Here is a 24,674-nt window from a genome sequence, read left to right on the forward strand (position 1 = left end):
GACCCATGCTGCAGGCAGCAACTGCTCCCGTGACGTGGCGCAGTTGTTCCGTCGCTGAGAACGACACCGCCAGCGAGGCTGGCACCACGTCGGCACGCGGTGCCCGGAATCAGTGCATGAACTCGCTTTCACTTTGCGTCATGCCTTCGCACGGACGGGAGCGCCAGTACCACCGTGACTGCGGTCAGCTGCCACAGCACACCGAGCCCCAGGAGCCGGTCTGCTCCCACGAGGCCCGACACCGGCCCGGCCAGTGCCAGTCCGAGCGGTCCCAGAGCGAAAGCGCCCAGGCTGTCGAAGGCGCTGATGCGTCCGCGGATCTCGGCGGGGATCTCACGCTGGATGACCGTCGTCACGAGGGTATTGCACACCGCTGCGCCGCCCCCCGCGAAAAGTGCAGCGACCCCCACCCAGGCCAGGGGCACCCGCGCGGCCAGCGCGGCCGCCGGAATGGCCCAGCCGACGGATGCGACCATGGACCAGGCGAGTGCCCGCCTGGGGTTCCTGCCGAGCAGGAACAGGCCGCCGACGATAGAGCCGATGCCGTACAAGGCCAATACCAGCCCCCAGGCCCTCGCGCCGCCGAGCCGCTGCTGGGCGAGAGCCGGTCCCAGTACCAGGAACGGAGCCCAGAGGAGGAAGTTGAACAGGCTGATGTGGAGGGTCGTGACCCACAACCAGGTGCGGGAGGTGAACTCCTTCCAGCCGCGCCCCAGTTCGGTGAACAGCCCGCGGCGGAGCGCGGCCGCCTGCGACAGGGGCAGTCCGGCCAGGGCCACGACGCTCACGCCGTAGCTGACCGCGTCGACAGCCACCACTGAGCCTGCATCAGAAACCACGATGAGCAGACCGGCCAGACCTGGCCCCGCGACCGAGGCCACAGCCTGGGCGATCTGCAGCACCGCGTTGGCGTCCCCAAGGTCGTCTGCAGGAACAAGGCCAGGCACCAGAGCTGTCAGGCCCGGGCTGAACCCTCCCTCACCGATTCCGAGGACCACCGCCAGGGCGACCACTTCCCAGATTCTCGCGCTGTGGGTGAGCAGCAGCACGGCGAGCACGCCCTGGGAGGCGAACCGGAGCAGATCCGCTGTCAGCATGACCGCACGGGCCCCGAGCCGATCGGTGAACACTCCGCCGAGCAGCAGCACGGCCAGCACCGCGAGAATCCGAGCCGCCATCACCACGCCGACAGCGTCGACCCCTCCGCCAGGGAGCTGCAGTACAGCGAAGGTCGTAGCGATCGTGTTCATCCCGGAGCCGAGCAGCGACGTGCTCTGGCCGACGAGGAAACGGCGGAACCGAGGGTGCCGCAGCGTGCGCAGACGGTGAGCAGCCGTCCGGGGCCTGGATGCAGCGGGAGGGCGAGTGCGAAGCGTCATGGGTCCGCACTCTTCCTCCACCAACCTTTTCCCGGCAAGCGATTCCAGGAAGAAAGCTGATTCTTTCACGAGCAATTTTACATCGGCATGAATTGCCGCAGTAAATGGCCCGCATTTACTGCAACATGCCTGGTGATAGGCTCAGTTACGGAAGAGCAAGGCAGTCCTCACGAAGCTCATTTACTGCGGATGGCTAGCATGAGTAAGCGCCAGACCGACGGCGTTGGCACACTCCGTCCGGCCCCGGTGGAATACAGCGCCGCCGTCGACCGCTACCTCGCTGCGGCCGATCTCGGCGGCGCCTCCCGCCGCGTCTACCGCATCTCGCTGCACGGATGGGCCTGGCCACTGGTCGATCGCCGGGCCCCGTCCGGTCGCGAGCGCAGGGGCGCCCACCCACCCGTCGTTCCTCTTGCCCTGCTCGACGACCCGAGGGCCCCAAAGCGGCTGCAACGGGGACTGGCCGACCGCGCCGCCGCCGCGCAACCACGCACACTGACCCGCGAACTTGCCTGCCTTCGAGCAGCTACGGCATGGTGGCTGGCCCAGGGCTGGACCACCACAGACCCAGCGACCGGACTGGCAGCGCCAACACCGGGCCCTGGACTGACACCCGCCCCCGCTGGTGCTTCTACGGCTGCGAGGGCGACCGCCGCTAACCCGGATCGGGCCCGCGCCGCCCTCGCCTTGCGGGCTCCACTCAGGGAGTTGGCTCTGTGGCACCTCATCCATGAGTCGCGAGCCCCCGTTGCACAGGTACTCGCCCTCGACATCGACCACCTAGACCTACCCCGCCGACGCACCAAGGAGCATGCGGTAGGACCCCTGAGCTGGGGACCCGGCACAGCACGCCTGCTGCCCATGCTGCTGGCCGGACGCACCGCGGGGCCGGTGTTCGTCACCGACCGACGGGCCCCCGCCGCCACACCGGCAGCTGAGCGCTGCCCAGTGACGGGCCGCGGACGGCTTTCCTACCGCCGAGCCGCAGAACTCTTCACCGCCGCGACCAGACCACTCGATCCAGCCGGCCGCGGCTGGACCCTGCTTGTCCTGCGCGACCGAGCACCCCGGAACTGGGCTTGATCCGCTTTGACGGACATCGGAGATCAGGGGTTTCGGCCCCGGAAGGATGATGTTCATCATGGAGAGTATGGGGAAGAAGAAGCCGCGTCCTCGCCGCTCGTTCACGCCGGAGTTCAAGGCCGAGATCGTCGAGCTGTGCCGGCGTGGGGACCGCTCGGTCGGTCAGGTCGCGAAGGACTTCGACCTGACCGAGACCGCGGTCCGCGACTGGGTGAAGCAGGCCGAGATCGACGCTGGCGAACGCGATGGGCTGACCAGCAGCGAGCGTGAGGAACTGGCCGCGCTGCGGCGCGAGAACCGCCGGCTGCGGGAGGACGTCGACATCCTCAAGCGTGCGACGGCTTTCTTCGCGAAGGAGACCCGGTGAACGTCGACCCGTTCATCGAGGCGGAGAAAACTGCAGGTCACAACGTAAAACGGACGTGTGAACTCCTCAAGGTCTCCCGGACCGCCTACTACGCCCGCCGCACAGGCACCCCCGCCCCCCGCGCGGTGCGGGATGCCGAGCTGACCGAGCAGATCACCGCCGTCCACCAGCGGTCCCGCGGCACCTACGGGGCACCACGCATCCACGCCGCCCTCCAGCGTGAAGGCGCCGGCTGCGGACGCCGCCGCGTCGCCCGGCTGATGCGGCAGGCCGGCCTCACCGGCCGGCACCGCCGACAGCGACACCGCACCACGATCCCCGATCCGCACGCGGTCACCCGCCCTGACCTGGTCCTTCGCGACTTCCGGCCCGACCCGGCAGGCCTCGACACCCGCTGGTGCGGCGACATCACCTACATCGCCACCCAGGAGGGCTGGCTCTACCTGGCGACCGTCATCGACATCGCCTCCCGACGCGTTGTCGGCTGGGCCACCGCCGACCACCTGCGAACCGAGCTCGTCGCCGACGCCCTGCGGACTGCTTGCCACACCCGCCGCCCGCACAGTCCGGTGATCTTCCACTCCGACCGGGGCTGCCAATACACCAGCCGTGAACTCGCCACCCTCGCAACGGAGTTCAACGTCCGTCTGTCGGTCGGACGGACTGGCCAGTGCTGGGACAACGCCCTCGCCGAATCGTTCTTCTCCACCCTCAAGAACGAACTCGGCGACAACCGGCCCTGGCCATCCAGAGCCGCTGCCCACACCGCGATATTCGAGTGGATCGAGAGCTGGTACAACTTGCACCGGCTTCACAGCAGCCTCGGCTACCGCAGCCCCGCAGAATACGAGACAGCCTTGGCGGCCTGACCAACACACCAACGGTGTCCGTCAAAGCGGAACAAGCTCACCCCATAACCGAACCAACGACCAACTGGCCATGTAGGACACGGTCTAATACTCCAGCAGCGGATCGTGTCTTGAGCTGGTGATTGTCGTTGTCCCGGCATGGAGGGCATGACTGAAGTCGATTGCTGGGCTGCGGAGTTGGAGTCGGTGTTCGCTCGGGTGGCGGGCCGGTTCGCTCGGGCGGATCTGCGGTGGCGGATGCGGGACTACGTCCGCGGTCTGCTGGGCCAAGCGGCACGGAAGAACGGCTGGCAGCTCGCGGAATGGGCCGGCCACCGCACGCCGGACGGCTTCCAGCGGCTGCTGAACAGCAGCCGCTGGGACGCGGACGCCCTGCGCGACGATGTCCGTGCCTACGTCGGTGAGTCCCTTGGCCCCAATGGAGTGTTGATCATTGACGACACCGGGTTCATCAAGAAGGGCACCACCTCGGCCGGGGTCGGCCGGCAGTACACCGGCACCTCGGGAAAGATCGACAACTGTCAGATCGGCGTGTTCGCCGCCTACGCCACCCGCTCGGGCCGGGCCCTGGTGGACCGCGAGCTCTACCTGCCCAAAGCCTGGACGTCCGACCGCGACCGCTGCCGGGCGGCGAAAATCCCCGACGACCGCGGGTTCGCGACCAAGGGCGAGCTGGCCCGGGACATCGTCCGCCGGTGCCTGGCCGCCGGCCTGCCCGCCACGTGGGTCACCGCGGACGAGGCCTACGGGCAGGACTGGCACTTCCGCCGCCTGCTCGAGCAGTTCGACCTCGGCTATGTGGTGGCGGTGCCCAAGTCGCAGCAGATCAAGTCGCTGGCCGGGATCTGGCGCATCGACCAGCTCATCGAAGACGCCCCTGCCGATGCCTGGCAGCGGCTCTCCTGCGGCGACGGGGCCAAGGGCCCGCGCGTCTACGACTGGGCCGCGGCCAAGCTACCCGCCAACTTCATCTTCGACCCCGACCCGCCGACCCATCACCGGTGGGTGATGGCCCGCCGCAGCCTGTCCGACCCCGGCGAACTTGCCTACTACCTCGCCTACGCACCCGTGGGCGTCGAGATCGCCGAGCTGGCCCGCATCGCCGGCTCCCGCTGGGCGATCGAGGAGTGCTTCCAGGCCGCTAGAACGAATGCGGCCTCGACCAGTACGAGGTCCGCCGCTATATCGGCTGGTACAGGCACATCACCCTGGCAATGCTCGCCCACGCGGTCCTGACAGCACTCGCCGCTCAGGCCGCCGAGGCCGCAAAGGGGGCTGCAGAAACGGATCAGCCCTCGTCCCGCTCACCCTGGCAGAGATCCGGAGACTCCTGGACGCTCTCCTGCCCCACCCACGAGCCAACCGCGACCCCGCAACCCACGCACTGAACTGGTCGGCCTGGAGAAGACACCGCCAAGCCGTCGCCCGCCGCTGCCACTACCGAAAACGCAGCTCAGAATACGATCCGCTGCTGGAGTACTAAGAAAGTCACAGACGATGCCCACGCCATCACCGGACCGGCGGCGGCACACCAGGCCGGCCTATGTGCTGCGATGGGCCGCAGGCCGCCGACAAACGTCAGTTGGCGGGTCCCCAGCCGGTAAGACCGTTGGCCTCGTCGAGCACCTCGACCTGGAGGTTCTGGCCGGGTCCGTCGTAGACGTCGCCCTGGTTGCCAGCGGGTGACATCGACGAGTAGGCCGCGCGGCCGGCGTTGTTGTCCCAGATCACGTAGAGGCACGAGCTCTGGTCGACCGTCGGGTCCACGTACATGTGGTCATGACCCGATTCGATCCTGGTGAACTCCAAAGCCTGGCAAGCCGCGTCAGCCGCCACCTTGACCGGGGCCACGCTGGCGTTGGCCAGGCCCGATGCGGCAAGCACCATTGCGGAGGCGCCCACCGCCAGCGCACCGACCCGGACGAAACCCTTGCGAGGCATTTGTGCTCCTTCGATCTGCAGCCCAAGTGGTCGCCACACTCCCAGGATGCTGGGGTGCGGCCGATCGCCTTCTGTGCCGGCGCCCATCGTGCGACCAGCGGCACCCCAGGGTCAATACCGTTGTTTTAAGCCTCGGGCGTTGGTTCCTGGGTCGTAGAGCAGGGCCTCGCATGCCTCGCTGCGGAAGAGGATGGACCGCCATCAGAGCGCTGTACGACGGCCGGCGAATCCGTTGCAACTGAGCTTTGCAGTCGGCCCAGTTGAGCGCATGGGGTGGGGGGCAGGTTCTGGGCGATACCCCAGCTGTAGTCCCGGGCCGCCAGATCCTCGACGAGGAAGGCGCGGCGGGCCGGGCGCACGCTGGTGAGGCAGCGGACCAGCGGCGCGCCGATCGCGGTGTCGCAGGGGCGCAGCTGGAACACGGACGACGCGGGGTGCTTCATGTCCACGGCGGCGTACAGGCAGTCCGAGCCCGCCCACGCCGTCACCATCGGCAGGAGCGCCTTCTTGTACCGGTCCCCGCGGCCGCGAGGGCCGTGGCGTGGGACGTCGGACCGATCACCGCGCACACCCGGCCGTCCGTGACGAGGCGTTGAGCCGCCTTCTCGGCCCGGTCCGCGTCTCCCGTGTCGCCGAGGATCGTCGGGGCCAGGTCGAAGGGACGGTCGGCGCGCGTTGTGCTGTTCCACCGCCAGCCGGACACCGTGCTCGACCGAGGTGCCCAGTGCCTTACCGGGGCCGGAGAGGCCGGCCTGCACGGCGACGGCACGGCGTGAGCGGGAGACGGCGGTGGACGGCGGATCGCCGCGGCCGGTCAGCCAGGCGGCCCCAAAGCCACTGGCGGTCAGCGCGGCGGCCGCCGCACCGCCCAGTACCAGCAGGCGCCGCCGGCTCGGCGCGGGCGGCTCGTCCACCGGCGTCCCGGGGGCCGCGGGCCGCTCGGGCTCGGGCAGGTGCAGCACCCGGGCCGAGCGTTCGGCGATCACTGCGGGCAGAGTGGGCGGCAGCCAGTCGTCGGTGGCGAAGTCTCCGAGCGCGGCACGCGGTTCCGGCACGGTCGGGCGGGCGGCGCATCAAGGTGTCTGGAAATACCAAGAAGATGGGCTGCCTCGACGCCATGGAGGCACAGATCGCGATGGGCGAGCCGGGCATCGAGCCGTACCAGGTGTGCCGCCCGCAGGACTGACCGGGAGCGGAAGGCGTCAGCGCGATCGTGCGGGGCGCTGGTGTTGAAGGTGACGTGGTCCTTGCCCGAGCCGATGCCGGACTCCGTCGCCGGCACTGAATCCAGCACGCGGAATCGCCAATGACCGTCGTCCGTGCAGTCAGGAGGTCGCCGGGCCTTCAGGCGCGCCCAGTTCTCGCGCTACCACGTCGTCTGCATCACCCCAACCGACGACAAGGTCGGCCGAGCAGCCGTCGACCAGCCGACTCCGCCACCCAAACCCCTCCGTTCGAATTCCGAGCTGGGCAAACGCCCGGACACCACCGGTTGCCACGTCATGCCCAGCTCAGAGGAAGAACTCAGGGAGTGTGGACCACATCCAGGTTGGTCACCTTCGCGCAGACCGCGAAGGCCTGGAGCGTGCCCGGGTTGTTGGGGTCACTGTTCGTGGCGTAGGCCCACCACGTCTCGTTGCCGATCGGTCTGCTTGCCGCGAGGTTGTAGCGCTGGACGTAGGAGTTTCCGGCCTTCACCTCGGCACCGCCGCCCGTGAGGACCTCCCCGGCCGGACACGTGGCCGAGGCCGCCGCGTCCCCGGCGTAGCCGTTGCCGGGCGATGGGGGAAGGGTGACAGTCTTGCCCTCGACGATGTGCATCGTTCCCGTGCTGGCAGCTGTCGCAAAGCCGGCCGGACCGACCAGCATCGCCGCAGCGGCTGCTGCCACGAGACCGTACTTCACCGCGCGTTTGACCACTGAGGTCTCCTTACTTTTCCGCGGCGGGAGGGGGAGCCCTCCGCTCGATGCACCATGCTGGCGTCGACCATGACCGACACGCCCGAATACAGAAAAGAAGCGCACTTTCTATGGAATCGACGGAAGACTCCGCTTAAAGCTACAACTGACGGGGATCCTCAAGGGCTTTCCGAAAGCCCTACGCAGCGGCTCGAACCTTCGATTCCTGACCTGAGCGAACCTCAACCCCACGGATTTTCATGTCATGTCCAACTAAGAAACAGGCACTGACCTTGTTCTTTAAGGTCGGACCCGCTGGCGAGATGCGGCCGCGGGTTACCAACCGCCCCGAGCAAATCCGATGGCACCGACAACCTACGGCGACAAGACTGCACCGGTGAATACCCTGCCACCGCCGCCCGACCCGCTCCTCCTGCCGGGACGAGACCCGCGCGCCCGCGACCTCGTTCTCGACTATGCGGAGATGCACGCTCTGGTTGCCGACCTGGTGCTGCCCGGCGGCGCGTCGATGTACGTCATGAGCGCGTTGGAAACTTCCCGCGAGCTCATCCGGCACTCCTACTACCGGTACGAGTTCGCCACCGTCGCCGTCACGCATTCCCTGTTCGCCCTGGAGCACGTCCTCGCTGAGTGTCTGGCCACGAACGAACCGCTCCACGTCCTCATCGAGCGGGCCACCGACGCCGGGCTCATCACGGCCGAGCTCGCCATCGAACTCGACCGCAGCCGATTGCTGCGCGACAAGCTCACGCAGGGCGCCGAGTCAAGTGCCGCCCTCCGCCCGGTCCGGGCCGTCGCAATGCTGCGTGCCGTCTTCGATGCCGTCTCCCTGCTCCTTCGCCCACCGTCCGCGGCAGAGGCGACAGCCGCCGACGTGGGCGGAGCACAGCCCGAAGGAGGACTCGCCCGTTTGTGGGAGGACCACCTGCGTGCATTGTTCCCCGACGGCTTCCGCGGTGTGGACTTCGACGGCGTGGATCTGGTCCTCCTGGACGCCGACGTCGCCGGCCTCGTGCAGAGGGAGCTGAAGGGCGGGCTCGACGGCAGTGGCATCGCCTACCTCTGGGGCTGCATCGCCGACCTCGACAAGATCGTTCCTCTGATCAACGAGGAGTACTGCGCCTCCTACTTTGCGAATCTTCGGACGATGGCCCAGGTCGCAGCAGCGCCCTACGTCCCCACCGCGACGTGACCACCGAGGTTGAAGCAAACGGTCTCCCACGGCCTCGTCAGGGTCTGGCTCGGTTCCGTTCGATGATGCTCTCGGGTCGCTTGACCGTTTTGCCCACGTCGTAGCGGGTGGCGGGTCGCTGGTTCTTCGAGCCGAGGGGTCTGCCGGGGCCGGGCCGGGTGGGTTTGGGTGCACGGGCCGGACAGGGCAGGTGGGGGCGGAGGTTCCTGAACCCCCGGCGGACCCGGGCCGGGGTGAGCCTGTTCGGTTCCACCGGTCTCTCCCAGGGGCGGCGGATGTCCTCCGCGAGTGGCCGGGCAAGACGGAGCTGAGTGTGCGCGACGACGATCAGCCACGTCCAGCGGTCTGCCGCTTCTGGGGTACGGAGCTTCGGGCGGGTCCAGCCGAGCGTCTGCTTGATCATCCGGAACGTGTGTTCCAGGTCGAATCTCCGGAGGAACGCCTGCCAGCGCAGATCGACATCAGTGCCAGTCATTCCGGTGGCGGAGGACCACAGCCAGAGCGGAAGCGGGTCACCGCCGCCGGGTAGGCGGTCGACCTGCAGGCGGATCAGCGTTCCCTCGATGATGGGCAGTTCGCGGTCGTGGTCGATCCAGGCGGAGCGGGTGGTGAGCCTCGGGTGGAGACGGTCCCAGGCCATCGCTTGTGCGGTGCCGTAGCGGTCGGTGACCTGGACGGTCGCCGCATCGGGCTCGCCCCAGGTCTCGGGTTTGGCGAAGCGGAACTCCTTGCCGTGCTTCGGCGGCCGCCCGCCTCGGGGATAGGCGTTGGCGTACTCCAGCTGTGTGGGTGTGGGCCGGCGCATGACGCGGTCCGAGCGCATCCGGCCCAGGATCTCGACGGGCAACCCGTCGAGAAGGTGGGCCATGCGCGGGGCGTCGTAGCCGGCGTCGAAGACGACGAGGATGTCCGGATCGCCCTCGCGCCACCGACCGTCGGCGATGAGGTCTTCGACCACGCGGCGGACCTGGACGGCGGTGACCTCGGCGACGTCGTCCTCGGGCCCGAGCCGGACTGCGTCCAGCAGCTGGCACCAGGAGGTGCGGCCTGATTCGAGGGCGGCGACGAACGAGTACGGCCAGCCGGGGATCATCAGGTGCTGGTCCCGGCCTCGGCCGAAGGTGTGGCAGAACAGGCGATCCGGGCTGCACTCGGCGTCGGGCCGCAGCCAGTTGGTCACGTCCACGGCCAAGACGAGTCGGTGGTCGGCGGCCTGTGGCTGCGGCAATGCGGCAAGCGTCCGCCGCAGCCGGCCGACGTCGATACGGCCTTCGTTCAACGCCGCGTACAACGCGCCGTGCCCTCGGCGATGCTCGGCCAGCAGTGTCAGATCCACCGGCGTCCTCACCGGCCCGTCCGCACACAGCAGGGCGTCCGTCAGCTCGAACAGTTCGTCGCCATACGCGCGCAGGCACGCGTAGAAGTCATCTCGGAAGTGTGACGCCACAGCGAACGCATCCCGCCCGGCATCGTGATGCAGCAGACTCATTCCCCCACGGCCTTCGTGCTGGTCAAGTGCCTCTTTCGTCGGAGCACAGGATCAGGCGAAGGCCGTGTTCACGTCCCCGGAATCCACGTATGAGCGATCACGTTCGGGGCATCGTTCGAGGTCAGACCTTAAAACACAAGCTGACGGGACAGTCATGCTGCGGACCGTACGCGCGCTCTGCGTGCCGAGTCGTCGTTCCTGCCGCTGGCGTCGGGGTGCGGCGTCCTGTGGTGCACGGCCCGGCGTGGGTGCTCCGGGCCGGCGCAACCACCCTGATGGAATCTCTCTGGTGCGCTGCCTGCCCGCCCACGTCCCCGTGGGTCAACCGGAGTGTCTTGCCGCCCGACCTGCTGGTGTTGTCCGTCGCTTCTGCGGCCAGCGCCATCACCCTCTGTGGGTAGTCGCAGCGCTGTTGTTCCTGGTGTTCGTACTGCTGACGGTATGTCCGTACCGGATGCGCGCGGGCGGACGTGCGGTTCGAGAGTGACAGCAGGTCTTCGGTGTCCGGCAACCCAGGCCGCGCGCGGCATACCGCGGCCTCGCACTGGATCACGCCCGAAGGCCGTGGTCATACGGTCGTCAACTACCGGAGTTTGCCGCGTCCGCCTCCGGGCGCCGCAGCGCCACGCTTGCCGTGGACGGGCCGGCGTCCCAGCCGGGGCCGACGGGGTTCGCCTTCCAGCCCGCCCGCTCGCCGGGCCAACTCCCCCAGCTTCTCCTCCGACAGCCCGGACATCTCCACGGCCTCACGGACGACCGCCCCACAGCCCGGCTTGGAGCAGTGCGCAGACGATACGGGAGGCCCGGACACCGGGTTCTCGGGCGGAAGGTAGACGGCCCCGCATCCGACGCACAGGAAGATCGGTCGCATGGTGCTCTCCTCCGTCAGCCCTGGCCACTGCCATGACAAGCTCCACAGGACCCGGTCCACGATCGCGTGACGGGTACCTGATTGCCGTTCTTGTCGAGTTCGACAGTGTGCTCGGTGTGTTCGGTCAGTCCGCTACCACCGCAGGCACCGCAGGACTGGTCCTCAGACATGTGACCAGGATGCCCTATTCGTAGGAGGGCTGTCAGGGCGTGGGGCGCATAGTCGCTCTTGTGGTGGGTTCCTGACCGAGCACGCCAGGCAGTTCGTCCTCGTTTCGTCCACCACCACGCTCCACGCGCAAAGGCAGGCCGCCACCTGCTCGCTGACCAGTACGGCGGCCAACTCCTCGGCCGCGTCGGAACGTATGCAGCAACAGGGCAGCGCTCGCGCCACCCTGGTGACGCCCTTCGCGGGGCATCTCGGCCTCGCCGAGCATCGGAAGCAGGAGAGAAGGCGCTGTGTGCTGTCGGTCGGATCCTCACTGCTGTTCTGTGCGGCCTCAGCGAGCGGGACAAGCTCCGCCCAGGACAGTCCAGGCCGGCCTCGTGGCAACGAGACCTCGCCTGCCCGGGTGCTGGTACGCCGCCGGATCGCCGCGAACATCTCGGCCAGGTACTTCGTGATCGGAAAATCGAGGAACTGACCATGAGAGGGGCACATCTCGCGACATGCGGAAGGACTCAAGCCCACCACGACGGGGCATCCCTACGGGCGCAAGGAGCAGACGACCGGAGACTTCCGCCCGGTCGTGAACCAGGGATCATCCCCGCAGCCGCGGGGAGCAGACTTCCTGACCGGCGGCTTTACCGCTCCACAGACGCGTTTCCGTGGACTTTTGCAGTCTCCGGAAAACGCCGCATGTCTCCTATCTCCTCATGCCGTGGCAGCAGGCAAGCATCGTCATTCGGGGGCCGGGACTCCGCTGCATCGTCCGGCTGCCTGGGTGTTCATCCATGCACGAGCGGAGACGGCCTTGGGTCCAAGGGTCCCAGGGTTCTCCTGTAGCCGTGCGGCTTCTCCAGCAGGACTCCGGCTGGACGCCGGGCTGCTGGCTGGAAGCCGCGGCCTCAAACTCTGGCCGGCTGCGCGGTCCCGGACAGGGCCGCTCATGCCGCTCGGCCGGGAAGGAGTGCGGGACGTGGCTGTCGCGAGCTGATTCCTTCCAGTTCGTCGACCGGAACGGAGGCGCACGTGGTGCAGCGGTCGTCGCTGTCGGGGCGGGCGCGGCGGGGGGTTGGGCCGGGGCATGTGCGGCAGAGCGGCCAGTGGAGGCAGGCGGGGCAGAGGTCTTCGCCGGGGGCGGTTCGGGGGGCGCCGCAGCCGGTGCATTCGACGAGGGCGCGGTAGGCCAGGGCCTCGCTCACTGTGCGCGCGGCTGCGGAGGTGGTTGGCTGTGGTGGCGGGGTGTCCCGCGGGGGGTGGCCGTCGCGGTCGGCGCCGGCGAGGGCGGGTGGTGGGTATGCCTGGGCGGTGCGGAGGCGGGCGGCGATGATCGCGCCGACCGTGGTGCGGACCGGGTGTGGCAGCGACCGGGCAGCGATGACGTGTTGTAGCTGCTCTCGGCTCCAGCCCAGAGACCGAAGCGCAGACGGAAACCGACCGGCCGGGGCAGACACCTGCGCGGCGCGTCAAAGGCACCAGGACGGAGGAGAACAGGACCCTGGGGCGGACGCCGCAGAGAAAGGCAGTGCGAGGAACCCCGTCAGCCACGCTCGGTCGCTTCAGCAGCTGCTCGCCTGGCCCCCACCGCGTTTGGTCGCGCCTCGTCTCTTCGGTGATCAACAGCCTCGCCAGTACGTTGCCCGGCGGCGACAAACCGGAAGGGCAGGCAGCACGGCGAGCGGAACGGGATGAACGGGTGTTGCGGATTGCGGTGTGGTGCTGATCGAGAGCGACTGATCCCCACCCTTGTGAGTGACAGCGCCCTGGTGGGCGTTGGCGCCTGGCCGCTACGTTCCCCCTGACTTGGTGATCGAAGGGGGAGGGCGTGGGATGGGCAAGCAGCGGGTCGCGTTACGGGGGCTGCGGATCCTGATGTGGGTGGTGATCGCGGTCGAGGTGCCGATGTACCTGGTGTGGCTGGTCCAGGTCGGCTACCGGACCGGGCAGCAGCTCCCCCGCGGCGACGTCGCCCGGTGGGCGCCGCCTGTGCTGCTGCCGCCGGCCGCCGTGCTGTTCTGTGTGGCGGCGGGCTGGGCGTGGTGGGGCGCGGTGATGGCCGGCACTCGGTCGCCGCTGCGGGAGCGGTGGATCCTGGCGTCGTTGGCGTTCGTCGCCGCCTTCTCGGTGTTCTGCGGAGTGGCCTCGGTCGAGGACCCGTCGTTCCCGGTGGGCCTGCTGATCGCCACCGTGACCGCGCTCGGCATGACCGGGCTGTTCTTCATCCCGGCCGCCGCCTCCCGCCAGCTGCCCGACGTCATCCGCCGGAGCTCCCGACGCACGACGGACACGCCGGGCGAGGCGGCCCCGGGTCCGCGGTAGGCCCGGCCGTCCGATTGCCTGGGGAATGGTGCGACGAGCATGCTTCACGTTCTGCGAGGAGAAGGGAGAGAGTGTCCGAACATGGCGACGCTGGCGTGGCTGAGGCGGCGCTCAGGAAGGCTGCTGAGCTGCTGCCGGACGGCGGCACGGGCGACGGAGCCGAGCCGGCGCAGCAGGCGGTCCAGGAGGCTCTCCGGGCGCTTTCTGGCACGCAGGAGCTGGGCTGGACTCCCCGAGCAGGAGAAGCAGATCCAGGCGATGGTGCGCGAGCTGCGCACGGTCCGGCAGATGGACCGGCCGGGCGCCGGTCTGCTGCGTCGGCGTCGTCAGGGGCAGGCCCGCAAGCGCTACGTCGGCCTGGCCGTGTTCAGCGCCCCTCAGCTGGTGGACGAGGCCGAACTGCGTGGCCATCCTGCCATCCGCGGACGGTGCTGTAACCGGCCCCTTCCGCCCCCAGCGGCCCGGCCACACCGTCCAGATACCGCGGCATGATCACGCCGGCCCCCGCCACTGTCACCCAAACGCCTCCGACACGCTTTCGTCGCGTCGATCGAGTGCCGGTCCCCCGGACAGAAGCTGGACGCGAAGCGTCTCGCCGCACTCACGCCGCCCTCCGGGAAGGCACCGGGCCTCCTTGTTCCGCACCGACAGCACTTGGCTTCTGGCCGCAGCGCCAACCAGCGTGTACGCGACATCAACGCGCTCCGCAGACATCACGCACATCCGCTCTGTCTTCTCCTACCGATGCGTCCTGTCACACCCACCGTCGCGGAGGACGGAGGTGACGCACCAGGGGGCCAGGTCTCGTCCGCTTCGCAACGGGCTGCTGGATCGAGCCCGGCTCAAGGTCATGGTCGATTGCCGGAAGCGGAGAAGTGGTTCGTCTCGTCTCCTCGCCCCCAAGATGAGGAGACGAACCCTTTCCGCGCCAGAGCCCTGTGCCGCGTACCGCCTCCGCCGGGGCTGTCCGGGCGGCGGATGCCGGAAGCGCGGTGCCATGCCCCGCTCGACGCATGCGCGGGGTGTGGCCCGCCTGAAGTCACCGCCCTCCGGGAGGGGAAGTTCGAGCCGCCGGGCGTTCAGTCGTTTCGCTCCGCGGACTTGAGGCGCAGCGCGGAGATGAGGAAGAAGACGCCGCCGAGGAAGGCGTACCCGGCGAGATTCGTGAGCGAGGCTCCGTCCTTGTCGGCCTGGAGGAAGAAGCTCGTGCCGGCGAGGGCGGAGATGGTCCCGCTCACGAGCATCGGCCACTGCCCTCCCATCCGGCGACGGACCAGGCCCACGGCAAGTTGCGTGATACCTGCCGTGACGGCCCAGACGCCCCAGACCCGCAGGACGGCCGGGATACCGGAGGCGAGTGCGAAGGCCAGGGCGATGCCGGCGAGAACGCTGAGCGCGATGTTGACGGACAGCCTCCTCACCGCGTCGTCGGCCGTCCGGGCCGACCGCAGGTCGACCACCGCGCAGGCCGCGTCGAAGAGGGGGTAGAGCACCAGCAGTGTCCCGCTGAGCGGGCCCAGCCTGTCGGCCGTCGCGAACAGCAGGGCAGCCCAGACGGCGGCGAACGCGAAACGCAGGAGATACAGCCTGCGCAGAGCCGACGGGAGCTTTGTCAGGGCGGTGGGAGCGGGCTGGCTGACGGTGTTCATGGCGGAGCACCTCTCAAGAGGAGGGAGAACGTTCGGTCTCCTCTTATCGTTGGGCTCGCCGGACCACCTGTCAAGACCGAACGTTCTCCCCCGCATGTAGGGTGGGAGCCATGAACCGGAAGACAAAAGAGGGCGGCACATCCGCGGCCAGGGCGCGGCTGCTCGGGACGGCCGTGAGGATCTTCTACGCGGAGGGGATCCACGCCGTCGGTATCGACCGGATCATCGAAGAAGCGCAGGTGACGCGGGCGACCCTGTACCGCCACTTCTCCGGTAAGGAGGATCTCGTCCTTGCCTACCTCGAACAGGCCGACCAGGGCATCAGGGCCCAGCTGACGGCCGCCCGGAAGGATGCTCGAACGCCCGATGACAAGGTGCGCGCGGTCGGCCGCGCCATCGCCGACGGCATCCGGTCGGAGGGCTTCCGCGGCTGCGCCTTCCTCAACGCCGCGGCTGAGTATCCCGATCCGGCGCACCCGATCCACCAAGCCGTTCTCGCGCACCGGCAGTGGTTCCTCGACACCGTCACGGACCTGCTGGCGCAGGTCGGGAGTGCGCCCGCCGGGCCGGCGGGACGGCACTTCGTCATGCTCCGGGACGGCGCCATGGCCGCGGGGTGCCTCTCTGATCCGGGGATGATCACCGAGACGTTCATGGAGGGCGTCGAAGGGATCCTGCGGGCCCGATCCGCGGCATATACGGCAAGCTGAGCCCGCCTGCGTCGACGCGCTGCGGTCCACCCGGTGCGCACCGCGTCAGTGCGATCGGACGGTCCGGCACCGGCCCGGCGGGAGCGAGGGCGGGGCGCGGGACCCGCGGGACCGAAAAGCGGCGCCGGCCTGCCGGATGCCGGCTCGCCATGAAGCGCAGACAGCGGCCTTCTCGTCGCTGTGGATCTCGCTGCGGGCGAGGCGGCCGTGGTCGTCGACGGCGAAGTGGACGCGGTCGAAGCCCACGCTGCTTCGCCGGGCCCGGCCGGCTTGCCGGCCCAGGACCTTGTGGCCGCCGCCGTCGGGGACCCGGCCGAGCTTCCTGACGTCGACGTGGACCGGTTCGCCCGGCCGGTCCCGTTCGTGGCGTCGGATCACTTCCCCTGTGGACCGGTGCAGGAAGGCGAGGCGGTTCAGGCCGTGCCGGAGTGAGGGTGCGGTGCACGGCGGAGGCGGGCAGGCCCAGGATCGGTCCGATATGTGCGGGGCCCAGCTCGCGGTTCTGCCGCGGCCTGCAGACATGTGTCCCGGTGGCGGCCGCGGTCCGGTGCGCTGTCCTGTGGAGACGGCTGGAACGGTCGATGAGTCCGCTCTCGCCCCCGGACCGCCAGCCCCGGATCCACTTGTGGGCTGCGCAGCGGGAGACGCCCTTCTCTGCGGCGCTGGGGGCTGCCGGAGCGGACACGTTCGACGAGCAGTCGCCCGCCGTGAACGGTCAGCCGGGCCGGCGCCATTCCATGACCGCCGCCGCTTCGGACAGGGAGTCAGGCGGGACCGCGACCGGTATCCGGTTCGCGATGAGTGACGCCGCGTCGGAGGTCGAACGGGCCCGTGGAGAGTCGGCGCCGGGCGAGGGCATGTTCACGGTCAGGGACTCTTCGTTCCGCCGGGCCGAGGGCATCGGCGTGTCCTACCGGACGGCAGCGGGCGCCGGGCAGGCGGTGTCGAAGCAGCCGGCTCGTCAAGCTTGTTCAGCAGCCGCGCATACGCCTCACGCTCCGGCCCGCGCGGCTCGGTCGTCTTCTTGACCGCCTCCCGCCCGGCACCGGCGCCCGGCGCACCTTCAGCGCGGCGGCGGCCTCATCCGGCGTCAGGCCATGTGCGACCCGCAGCCGCTCGCACTCCTGCGCCGGCGGCAGCGGGGACCGGGACGCAACCAGCGCGTCGAACAACTCGGACATGGCACACCTCCCGACGGCCTCCTCTGTCGGCGGGAGCACGAAGTGCCGACGTTCAACCGTGCGGATCGCCTTCGAGGGGGCGGTGGCCTGGTACGGCGGGCGGCGCCCCGTGCAGATGGCCAAAGGCCCGCCACCGGACACCGCCGTCAGGCGTCCGCGACCCAGCTGCCGTGGAAGCCCAGGGGTACCCGGCCGGGCAGGTGTACCCGGGCCAGCGGGTGGCCGGTGAAGTCCTGCGCCGAGAGGATCACCAGGTCGGTTGCGCCGCGGTCGGGGTCGTTGACGTACGCCAACAGGTAGCCGTCGTCCTCGTCCCGCGCCCCGCGCCGCGGCACGAACACCGGCTCGCTGACCGCCGCGCCCCCGGGGAAGCGGTGGAGCTGCCCGCTGCCGCGCAACATGTCGTGCTTCACCAGGTAGTTCGAGAACTTCTCGTCGGGCGGCACTCCGTCGGCCGTCTCGTACGCGCGCCACATCTCGGCCGCGCTGGCGGTGTACGCGTATCGGTGCCGGCGTGAGACCAGGGCTTCGTTGATGCGGGGGAACTCCTGCGGGCGGTCGTCCAGCCGGCTGCCGCGGAGCCGGCCCGCGCGCACGTCGACCGTCCAGCGGTCGAGCGTCGGCGATCCGGTCGCGGAGGGACCGCCCATGCCCCGGCCGGCCGCGTAGAACGGTGCGGGGAACCCTATGTACTCGAGCACGACGGTGTCGCCCTCGTCGTAGGCGTTGAGGGTGTGCGAGTAGTACACCGGGTCGATCTCGAACCAGCGTGTGGTGCCGCCGGTTCGCGGCAGCAGCCCAACACGCATGGGGTGCCGGTCGTTCCACACGTACGGCACGATCGCGCCTGCCTGCGCGGCGGCGGCGTCGAAGGTGATCGGTACGTCCACGATCACCACGTACTTCTCGGTGAGCGCGAAGTCGTGCATCATCGGCGCGTCCGCGACGGGGATCCGTGTGGTCCGCACGACCCGGCCGGTCCGGTCGATCATGATGTGCCTGACGTGGTCCCAGGTGGGGTAGTACGCGATCGCGTGCAGTTCGTCGGCCACCGCGTCGTACTTGGTGTGCGCGGTGAACGCGCCCGTGAGGGTGGAATGGAAGTCGTACGGGCGGACGGTGTTGAGCTCACCGTCCAGTTCGTACGGCAGCGGCCCGCTCTCCTGCAGGGCCAGGATGCGGCCCTTGTACGGGATGACGTGCGTGTTGCACGCGAAGTCGTCCGGCGGTACCTGGCCAGGGTAGGTCTCCCCCAGTTTCGCCGTCACCTGCGAGGAGCGCACCCAGCGGTTGCGGTACCACTCCGCGTGCCCGCCACGGAGGCGGACCCCGTGCACCATGCCGTCGCCGAGCATCCAGTGATGAGCACGGACGTCCGCAAGGCGCAGCGGGTTCGGTCCGTTGCGCAGGTAGCGGCCGTCCAGATCGTGCGGGATCCGGCCCGTCACCTCGAGACCGAAGGCGGTCAACTCCTCGGTGACCGGCGCGAAAGCACCTTCCAGGTACGGTGTCGCCCCGATCGCCTCGCTCTTCCCTGCCGCGGGAGCCGCCCGTGCGGCGGCCGTGAAGAAGCCGGGACCGAGACCGCTCCCGACCACGCTGCCCGCTGCCGCGACCGCGGCGCCCTTGAGGAGTCTGCGCCGTGTGTGACTGGCCATCACGTTTCCCCGCTCCCGTGTCGATGTCCGGCGCCGCCCCGGCTCCGGTGACGGGAACAACCCTCCTCCCCGGCGGCCCGTGAAACAGTCGGCCCAGCCCCCGAAACAGGGGTGCTGCTGACACCACCACCCCCGGCGACATGGCTCCACCGGAGGACGGCCAGGCTGGTGCGATGCCACTCAGTCCTGTCGCGGTCGCGCAGGGACGCCGTACCCGCAGTCGCACAACTCGGCGACGAGGCCGCGTGCGTAGTCGTCGTTCGTTTCCGGGATCGAGAACACCACCCGGAAGTAGAGGGGCGCGACCACGTGATCCAGCACCCGCTCCAACGGTGGCGCGCTCTCGCCCCGCCGGGCCGCGGCCTCCAGAGCCGCGTGGAAGCGGCCGCTGACCCGCTCCAGGCACTCACGCAAGCCCGCTCGCCGCTCATCCACATCCGGGGCCACTTCGGCCCGGAAGAAGGCGACCCCTCCCGGCTGGGAGAGGTCGGTGAGCGTCCAGACCGCGGCCCGTTCCAGGTCCTTGCGCAGATCTCCGAGCAGCTCCGGCGCGCCCTCGTCCTGGCGCTGGGCGGCCACGTCCGCCAGGAGGGCTGAGACCGTCCCCCAACGGCGATAGAGGGAGCTGGGGTTGACGCCGGCGCGGCGTGCCACCACAGGGATGCTGACTTTCTCGGCTCCGACTTCCTGCACCAGGTCCACGGTCGCCCGGTACACGGCGGCGCGTACGCGGGCGCTGCGGCCACCGGGGCGGCTGTCTTTGCTTTTGGCGGGCATGCCTCCACCTTAAAGCATTGAGTTGCGCTTTAGTGGGTGAGGTACTTACAGTCTTTAAAGCGGAGATCGCCGCTTTAACTGTCGTTCCCAGGGAGATCCGATGGCCCGGTACGAGGTCCAGCACCAGCTCGGCAAGAAGTTCCACGCCTATCTCACCGCGGGTGACTGGGAGGGCATCCGCAGCCTGCTCACCGACGACGCCACCTGGACGCTCCCGGGCGACAACACCATCTCCGGTACGGCGGTGGGAGCGGAGGCCGTCGTGGAGCGGGCGAAGAAGATCGCCTCCTACGGTCTCGACTTCGAGCTGCTGCACATCCTGGTCAGCCGGGAAAACATGGCCCTGTCCCTGCACAACACCGCCCGCCGGGGCGATGTCCGGCTGGACGAGCACCTCTCCACCGTCTGCCGCCTCCGCGACAACAAGATCGCGAACATCGAGACCTACCTGTCCGACGTTCCCGGCATGAACGCGTTCTTCGTCTGAGCGGCACCCCGCACACCGTTCACCGGGCCGGCGACCGCGCGACGGCGCCCCCGCCCCGCCGACCCCGAGCCGTCGGCCGCCGCCGATCACCGGGTGCGGCCGTCGTACTCCTCGCGGGCGGTGATGACTTCTTCGATGTGCAGCACGGACCACTCCGTGAGTGCCTTCAGCGGTTCCCGCAGCGTCTGGCCGAGCGCGGTCAGCTCATACTCCACGTGCGGCGGCACCTCTGGGTAGACGGTCCGGCTGACCAGCCCGTCGCGTTCGAGGGTGCGCAGCGTCTGGGTGAGCATCTTCTCGCTCACGCCCGCCAGAGCCTGCCGGAGCCGGCTGAAGCGAGAGGTCCCGTTCTGGCCGAGTTCGCCCAGCACGAGGACCGCCCACTTGCTGCCGATCTGGTCGAGCAGGTCCCGCGACGGGCAGCCGCGCTCGTACGGATCGAATGACGGCACGGGCCCGGTCGCGTTCTCGACAGCAGTCATACGGCTCACCTCAATGCTTTCAGTTTGGTAAGTACCGTACCAAGAAGTGGCTACTTCCCAACAGAGAGTGTCCAGGTCATTCTGTGTTCCATCCCGCCGCGGACGGACCGCAGCAAGCGTGCGAGGCACGCTCGGAAGGAAGGAATGACCGACATGCCGATCGTCGTCACCGGAGCCACCGGCCAGCTGGGCAGGCTCACCATCGAGGCGCTGCTGCGGCGCGGGATCCCGGCCGCGGACGTCATCGCGACCGGCCGGGACATCTCCCGGATCAAGGACCTGGCCGATCGGGGCGTCACGGTACGCCGCGCCGACTTCTCGGCCACTGACGGCCTGGCCGAGGCCTTCGCGGGGGCGGACAGGCTGCTGCTGATCTCGGCCTCGGTCCCCGTGGGCGAGCGGGTCGCCAACCACCGCCGCGTGATCGACGCCGCGGCGTCCGCAGGCGTGTCGCTAGTGGCCTACACGAGCACGACGCACGCGGACACGGCCACCACCGTCATCGGTGCCACACACGGCGAGACCGAGGAGTATCTGCGCGACCGCGGAATCCCCAGCGTGCTGCTGCGCAACGGCTGGTACCTGGAGAACTACACCAGCCAACTGCCGCAGATCCTGCACAACGGCGCCGTCGTCGGCGCCGCAGGCGAGGGGCGGATCAGCGCCGCGTCCCGCGCCGACTACGCCGAGGCCGCAGCGGTCGTCCTCACCACTGAAGGCCACACGGGCGCCGTGTACGAGCTCGGCGGCGACGAATCCTTCACCCTGACCGAGCTCGCCGCCGCGATCTCCGCCGCGGCCGGAAAGCAGGTCACCTACGCCGACCTCCCGGTGACCGACTTCGCTCAGGCACTGGCCGCCGCGGGCCTGCCCGCCGAGCTGGCGGAGGTCCTCGCTGACGCCGACCGCGGCATGAACCGCGGCGAGATGTACACCGACTCCGGCGACTTGCGCCGCCTGATCGGCCGCCCGCCCGTGACCCTGGCCGAGGCACTTGCGCTCGCCCTGCATCACCGAGGCTGAACTCGTGATGCGGCCGGGCTGCCCAGGTGGCACGGAGCGCCCCCGCGAGGGGGAGCCAAGGGGACTCTGACACCCTGCAAGATCCGCATGACGGACGTGACGGCGGGGCCGGCCGGGTGGCCCGCCCCGGCCCGACCCGGCCAACTGTGCATACGCTGCCCGCACGTCCCGCCCGCGGGTCGACAGACCCCGCCCGACCCAACCCGCCAGCCGCCGCCCGGAGCGGCGTGCGACGCGGCCTGCCGCACGAGCCGGGTGACGGCCCCAACGCCGGGCACGCCTGAGACCCGGACACCCGCGGAAAGCGGCCGCCGGCCCACCGACGACAGCAGGAGCGTCGCCGGCCCTGGCCCGGTGCGTCAGCCCGGAAAAGCGCGGTGAACGGCCAGCGCGTCCAGACGACGGGCTCTCGCGTCCGACGGTGCGTACACCAGAGGGCCGACCCGCATCGCCGGGCCGGCCGGAACGCGCTCCCCGCGCAGCGCCGTCTCGACGAAGCACCGCATGCGTCCGCCACAGCGACGGTAGAACCGCAACTGCGTGCGGCGGCCGAACAACCGCCATCCCAGAGAGGTGACGGGACCCAGCGAGGGCGCGCCCTGGGAATGGCAGGTGGCCACGAACTCCACCGCGCCGCTCAGGCCGTGCTTCACCACCTCGTAGGTGACCTTGCCCCGCTCCAGGTGGCCGTCGAGGGTCTCATAGGCCCACCCCCAGGAGTGATCCTTGCCCCCGCGCGTCTCGTCGACCACTTCGGTGACGCGCACACCGCAGTAGAAGTGAAGGCCGTGGAACCGCGCTTCGAGGAGCATGTCGCGACCGAGGAGGGGCTCCGCCGGGTCGTACAACGCCCGGACGATCTCCGGCGGCGAGAACTCGTAGTCACGCACCAGACGGCGGGCATGCTCCCAGGACCCCCCGGGGACGGGAGGACCAGGCGGCTCGGCGGGCAGCGGGGTGCGGTACGTGTCGATGTTCCACGCGGGGCACCGCACCTCGTCGATCGAGTAGTTGACGGACGCGTCGGCGAGCTTGCGCCACGCCGCTGCCGCGTCGAACCGCCCGAAGGCCCGGTCACCCAAGGGTCATCACTGCGGCTCCCGCAACGACTCGCCGATCAGCCACAGCATCGGCGGCCACAGACCGACGAAGAGCGCGCGCCGTTCGGCGTTCCCGCGCTGCTCCTGGTCGATGGTCTTCGCACGCACCCACAGCGTCACGCACAGACCGATCGCACCGAACGAGGCGAGGTGCAAGTGAGCACTGCGCGCACCCGCCCGGTGCAGCAGCCCGACCACCATGTACGCCTCCGGGTTCGCCCGCTCGTGTCACGCCACCGTGTCACCAGCCCTATACCAGGGTATGCACCCATTCATACCTAATTGCGACAAATATGATGACGTGAGGGAGCCCGATGTCCCGTCCACCCTGCCCGCGGGCGCTGACCGTGCTGGCACGGTGGCTCCTGGGCACGATGCTGGTCACCTGGCGCTACCTCTGGCAGACGACCCCCCTGCACCGCACCGACGTACGCGAGGAGGACGAGCGGATCCGGCCGCCGCGGCTTCCTGACGCGGCGGCCGGTGACACGGTGCAGCGGGCCGAGGACGGCCACGGCCCCCTGTTCCACCGCGTCTTCCGCGTCCGCATCGCCGAGGCCGACATCGACGGCCCCCGGCTCCTCGAACACGTCTGCCGCCATTTCGAGCACTTCGTCCCGTCCGAGGTCGTCGGTATCCGTGCCGACGAACTCCGCGCACAGGGCTTGGACGTCGCGGACGAGCTGCTGGTGGAAATGCCGGGCCCCTGGAACGGCCCGGTGCGGGTCGTGCGCCGCGACCGCGAATCGCTGCACCTGGTGACCCTGCGCGGCCACATGGAGGCCGGACAGGTGCAGTTCTGCGCGCACACGGACGGCGACCTGCTGGTCTTCGAGATCGAGTTGTGGGCACGCGCCGCCACCCGCCTGGTGCACGTGCTCTACTCCCATCTGCGCGTGGCGAAGGAGATCCAACTCAACATGTGGGTCCGCTTCTGCCTGTCCGCCGTCAAGATCTCGGGCGGCCGGCTGGTGGACGGGGTGCACATCCACACCCGCCGGCTCAGCCCGCCAACCCGGCCAGCACGGAAGAGGTGAGGGCGCGGCCCACAGCGAACAACCCCCTCAAGAACCGGACCGCCGTCATCACCGGAGCCACACGCGGACCGGGCGCAGCACTGGCACACGAACTCGGCCTCCGTAGAACACGCCTGGCGCTCCTGGGACACGAAGAGGCCGGGTTACGCACCATGGCCGCCTCCCTGCCCACCGCGTCCGTGGCCATCGAAGTCGACGTCACCGACGCCACCGCCCTCACCCGCGCGGCCGCCCAGGTACGCGCCCGCCTGGGCCGGCCCTCCGTGGTCGTGGCGAACGCAGGCTTCGCACAGGGCGGTCCCTTCGCCACCTCCTGGCGCCGCGTCATCGACGTCAACCTCACCGGCAGCGCCCACACGGCACGGGCCGTCCTGCCCGGCCTCATCGCAACCGCCGGCTACTACCTGCAGACCGCCTCGCTCGCCTTCCTCGGCGCAACCCCCATGATGAGCGCCTACTGCGCCTCCAAAGCAGGCGTGGAAGGCCTTCGCCCACGCCCTGCGCGCAGAAGTCGCCCATCAAGGAGCGGCGGTAGGCATCACCGGCCCCTCCTGGACGGACACCGACATGATCCGCGACGCCGAACAACACACCACCCTGCGCGAATTACGCCTCCACATGCCCCCTTGCCTGCGCACCATCCACCCGGCCGACGCCGATGCCACCGGCCTGGCAGCGCAGTCGGACAGCGCCGGACAGAGCGCACACACCGTCCTGACTACACGACACCCAAACCACCCACTGCGCCCTCCCCCGCAACCCACCAGGCGGAACACGGGCCCTGCGCTGCCGTTGCGCCGGCATGGTCACGGACAAGGGCGGCTCGACGAGCAAGCCGTACGGCAGTGAGCTCGATCTGCGCAAACTGCGGGTGCTGGTGGAACTGGACCGGCGGGACACGGTCAGCGCCGTGGCGGCCGCGCTGCATCTGACCCCATCCGCGGTCTCCCAGCAACTGACGTGACTGGCGGAGGAGTT

The 24,674-nt window shown here is 69.5% G+C and carries 20 protein-coding genes and 5 pseudogenes; 11 read left to right on the top strand and 14 right to left on the bottom strand.

Annotated elements, in window-relative coordinates; all coding sequences use genetic code 11:
* Positions 1-128: 128 nt before the first annotated feature.
* Entirely contained in the window at positions 129-1,379 is a 1,251-nt protein-coding gene (locus tag HEP81_RS00430; RefSeq protein WP_051850707.1) for an MFS transporter, read from the bottom strand.
* Positions 1,380-2,520: 1,141 nt separating this feature from the next.
* Here HEP81_RS00430 and HEP81_RS00435 point away from each other — a divergent pair.
* The 3 genes and pseudogenes from HEP81_RS00435 to HEP81_RS00445 all read left to right on the top strand — a co-directional run bounded on the left by HEP81_RS00435 (position 2,521) and on the right by HEP81_RS00445 (position 5,086).
* Positions 2,521-2,829 carry an IS3 family transposase gene (locus HEP81_RS00435; protein ID WP_037664786.1) on the top strand — a complete coding sequence of 103 codons (309 nt, stop codon included), beginning with the start codon at positions 2,521-2,523 and terminating at the stop codon, positions 2,827-2,829.
* Entirely contained in the window at positions 2,826-3,698 is an 873-nt protein-coding gene (locus HEP81_RS00440; RefSeq protein ID WP_190275929.1) for an IS3 family transposase, read from the top strand. The genes HEP81_RS00435 and HEP81_RS00440 overlap by 4 nt, the downstream gene beginning before the upstream one ends.
* 138 nt (positions 3,699-3,836) lie before the next feature.
* Positions 3,837-5,086: pseudogene (locus HEP81_RS00445) on the top strand (IS701 family transposase).
* Between the two features lie 190 nt (positions 5,087-5,276).
* Here HEP81_RS00445 and HEP81_RS00450 read toward each other — a convergent pair.
* The 3 genes from HEP81_RS00450 to HEP81_RS00460 all read right to left on the bottom strand — a co-directional run bounded on the left by HEP81_RS00450 (position 5,277) and on the right by HEP81_RS00460 (position 7,559).
* The gene (locus HEP81_RS00450) at positions 5,277-5,639 is read right to left on the bottom strand and encodes a hypothetical protein (protein ID WP_037664612.1); all 363 of its coding nucleotides are present in this window, start codon (positions 5,637-5,639) and stop codon (positions 5,277-5,279) included.
* Positions 5,640-5,764: 125 nt separating this feature from the next.
* Positions 5,765-6,694 (bottom strand): type 1 periplasmic-binding domain-containing protein, encoded by a 930-nt coding sequence (locus HEP81_RS00455; protein WP_157854712.1) that lies wholly within the window; start codon positions 6,692-6,694, stop codon positions 5,765-5,767.
* A gap of 469 nt (positions 6,695-7,163) precedes the next feature.
* Positions 7,164-7,559, bottom strand: coding sequence for a hypothetical protein (locus HEP81_RS00460; RefSeq protein WP_154821600.1), 396 nt, complete (start codon positions 7,557-7,559; stop codon positions 7,164-7,166).
* A gap of 463 nt (positions 7,560-8,022) precedes the next feature.
* Here HEP81_RS00460 and HEP81_RS00465 point away from each other — a divergent pair, with 463 nt between their 5' ends.
* The gene (locus tag HEP81_RS00465) at positions 8,023-8,751 is read left to right on the top strand and encodes a hypothetical protein (protein ID WP_243279240.1); all 729 of its coding nucleotides are present in this window, start codon (positions 8,023-8,025) and stop codon (positions 8,749-8,751) included.
* A gap of 37 nt (positions 8,752-8,788) precedes the next feature.
* On the opposite strand, the gene HEP81_RS00470 is transcribed toward HEP81_RS00465, so the two are convergent.
* Entirely contained in the window at positions 8,789-10,240 is a 1,452-nt protein-coding gene (locus HEP81_RS00470) for an NF041680 family putative transposase (protein WP_037664675.1), read from the bottom strand.
* Positions 10,241-12,217: 1,977 nt separating this feature from the next.
* Positions 12,218-12,685 (bottom strand): annotated as a pseudogene (locus HEP81_RS42510) (hypothetical protein); the annotation flags it as partial.
* Between the two features lie 418 nt (positions 12,686-13,103).
* On the opposite strand from HEP81_RS42510, the gene HEP81_RS00475 reads away from it, so the two are divergent.
* Positions 13,104-13,592, top strand: a complete 489-nt coding sequence (locus HEP81_RS00475) for a hypothetical protein (protein ID WP_037663869.1) — start codon at positions 13,104-13,106, stop codon at positions 13,590-13,592.
* 1,079 nt (positions 13,593-14,671) lie between these two features.
* Here HEP81_RS00475 and HEP81_RS00480 read toward each other — a convergent pair.
* Positions 14,672-15,241, bottom strand: a complete 570-nt coding sequence (locus HEP81_RS00480) for a membrane protein (RefSeq protein WP_037663871.1) — start codon at positions 15,239-15,241, stop codon at positions 14,672-14,674.
* Between the two features lie 110 nt (positions 15,242-15,351).
* Here HEP81_RS00480 and HEP81_RS00485 point away from each other — a divergent pair, with 110 nt between their 5' ends.
* Entirely contained in the window at positions 15,352-15,951 is a 600-nt protein-coding gene (locus HEP81_RS00485) for a TetR/AcrR family transcriptional regulator (RefSeq protein ID WP_037663874.1), read from the top strand.
* Between the two features lie 102 nt (positions 15,952-16,053).
* Here the strand turns inward: HEP81_RS00485 and HEP81_RS00490 are convergent.
* From HEP81_RS00490 to HEP81_RS00500, 4 genes and pseudogenes are all read right to left on the bottom strand, one after another.
* Positions 16,054-16,685: pseudogene (locus tag HEP81_RS00490) on the bottom strand (leucine zipper domain-containing protein); the annotation flags it as partial.
* A gap of 181 nt (positions 16,686-16,866) precedes the next feature.
* Positions 16,867-17,132: pseudogene (locus tag HEP81_RS41025) on the bottom strand (telomere-associated protein Tap); the annotation flags it as partial.
* A gap of 146 nt (positions 17,133-17,278) precedes the next feature.
* Complete coding sequence (locus HEP81_RS00495; RefSeq protein WP_037663878.1) at positions 17,279-18,790, bottom strand: carotenoid oxygenase family protein; 1,512 nt, start codon at positions 18,788-18,790, stop codon at positions 17,279-17,281.
* Positions 18,791-18,970: 180 nt separating this feature from the next.
* Positions 18,971-19,567 (bottom strand): TetR/AcrR family transcriptional regulator, encoded by a 597-nt coding sequence (locus tag HEP81_RS00500; protein WP_037663883.1) that lies wholly within the window; start codon positions 19,565-19,567, stop codon positions 18,971-18,973.
* 100 nt (positions 19,568-19,667) lie between these two features.
* Between HEP81_RS00500 and HEP81_RS00505 the strand changes: the two genes are divergently transcribed.
* A complete protein-coding gene (locus HEP81_RS00505) occupies positions 19,668-20,054 on the top strand; it encodes a nuclear transport factor 2 family protein (protein WP_037663885.1) in 387 nt (128 codons plus the stop codon).
* Positions 20,055-20,140: 86 nt separating this feature from the next.
* Here the strand turns inward: HEP81_RS00505 and HEP81_RS00510 are convergent, their stop codons facing one another.
* Entirely contained in the window at positions 20,141-20,536 is a 396-nt protein-coding gene (locus HEP81_RS00510) for a winged helix-turn-helix transcriptional regulator (RefSeq protein WP_037663886.1), read from the bottom strand.
* A gap of 144 nt (positions 20,537-20,680) precedes the next feature.
* Between HEP81_RS00510 and HEP81_RS00515 the strand changes: the two genes are divergently transcribed.
* Positions 20,681-21,559, top strand: a complete 879-nt coding sequence (locus tag HEP81_RS00515; RefSeq protein WP_078967789.1) for an SDR family oxidoreductase — start codon at positions 20,681-20,683, stop codon at positions 21,557-21,559.
* 359 nt (positions 21,560-21,918) lie between these two features.
* Here HEP81_RS00515 and HEP81_RS00520 read toward each other — a convergent pair whose 3' ends face one another.
* Positions 21,919-22,641, bottom strand: a complete 723-nt coding sequence (locus HEP81_RS00520; RefSeq protein ID WP_037663887.1) for a DUF1990 family protein — start codon at positions 22,639-22,641, stop codon at positions 21,919-21,921.
* A 6-nt stretch (positions 22,642-22,647) separates the two neighbouring features.
* Positions 22,648-22,860 (bottom strand): hypothetical protein, encoded by a 213-nt coding sequence (locus tag HEP81_RS00525; protein ID WP_037663889.1) that lies wholly within the window; start codon positions 22,858-22,860, stop codon positions 22,648-22,650.
* A gap of 113 nt (positions 22,861-22,973) precedes the next feature.
* On the opposite strand from HEP81_RS00525, the gene HEP81_RS00530 reads away from it, so the two are divergent.
* From HEP81_RS00530 to HEP81_RS40900, 3 genes and pseudogenes are all read left to right on the top strand, one after another.
* The gene (locus HEP81_RS00530; protein ID WP_051850729.1) at positions 22,974-23,696 is read left to right on the top strand and encodes a DUF1990 family protein; all 723 of its coding nucleotides are present in this window, start codon (positions 22,974-22,976) and stop codon (positions 23,694-23,696) included.
* Positions 23,693-24,368 (top strand): annotated as a pseudogene (locus HEP81_RS00535) (SDR family NAD(P)-dependent oxidoreductase); the annotation flags it as partial. The gene HEP81_RS00530 and the pseudogene HEP81_RS00535, both read left to right, overlap by 4 nt.
* A gap of 130 nt (positions 24,369-24,498) precedes the next feature.
* On the top strand, positions 24,499-24,660 hold the full coding sequence (locus HEP81_RS40900) for a LysR family transcriptional regulator (RefSeq protein WP_207748321.1): 162 nt from the start codon (positions 24,499-24,501) through the stop codon (positions 24,658-24,660).
* The last annotated feature ends 14 nt before the right edge of the window (positions 24,661-24,674 follow it).

It is taken from the genome of Streptomyces griseofuscus (genome assembly GCF_014673495.1).
Taxonomy (GTDB): Bacteria; Actinomycetota; Actinomycetes; order Streptomycetales; family Streptomycetaceae; genus Streptomyces; species Streptomyces murinus.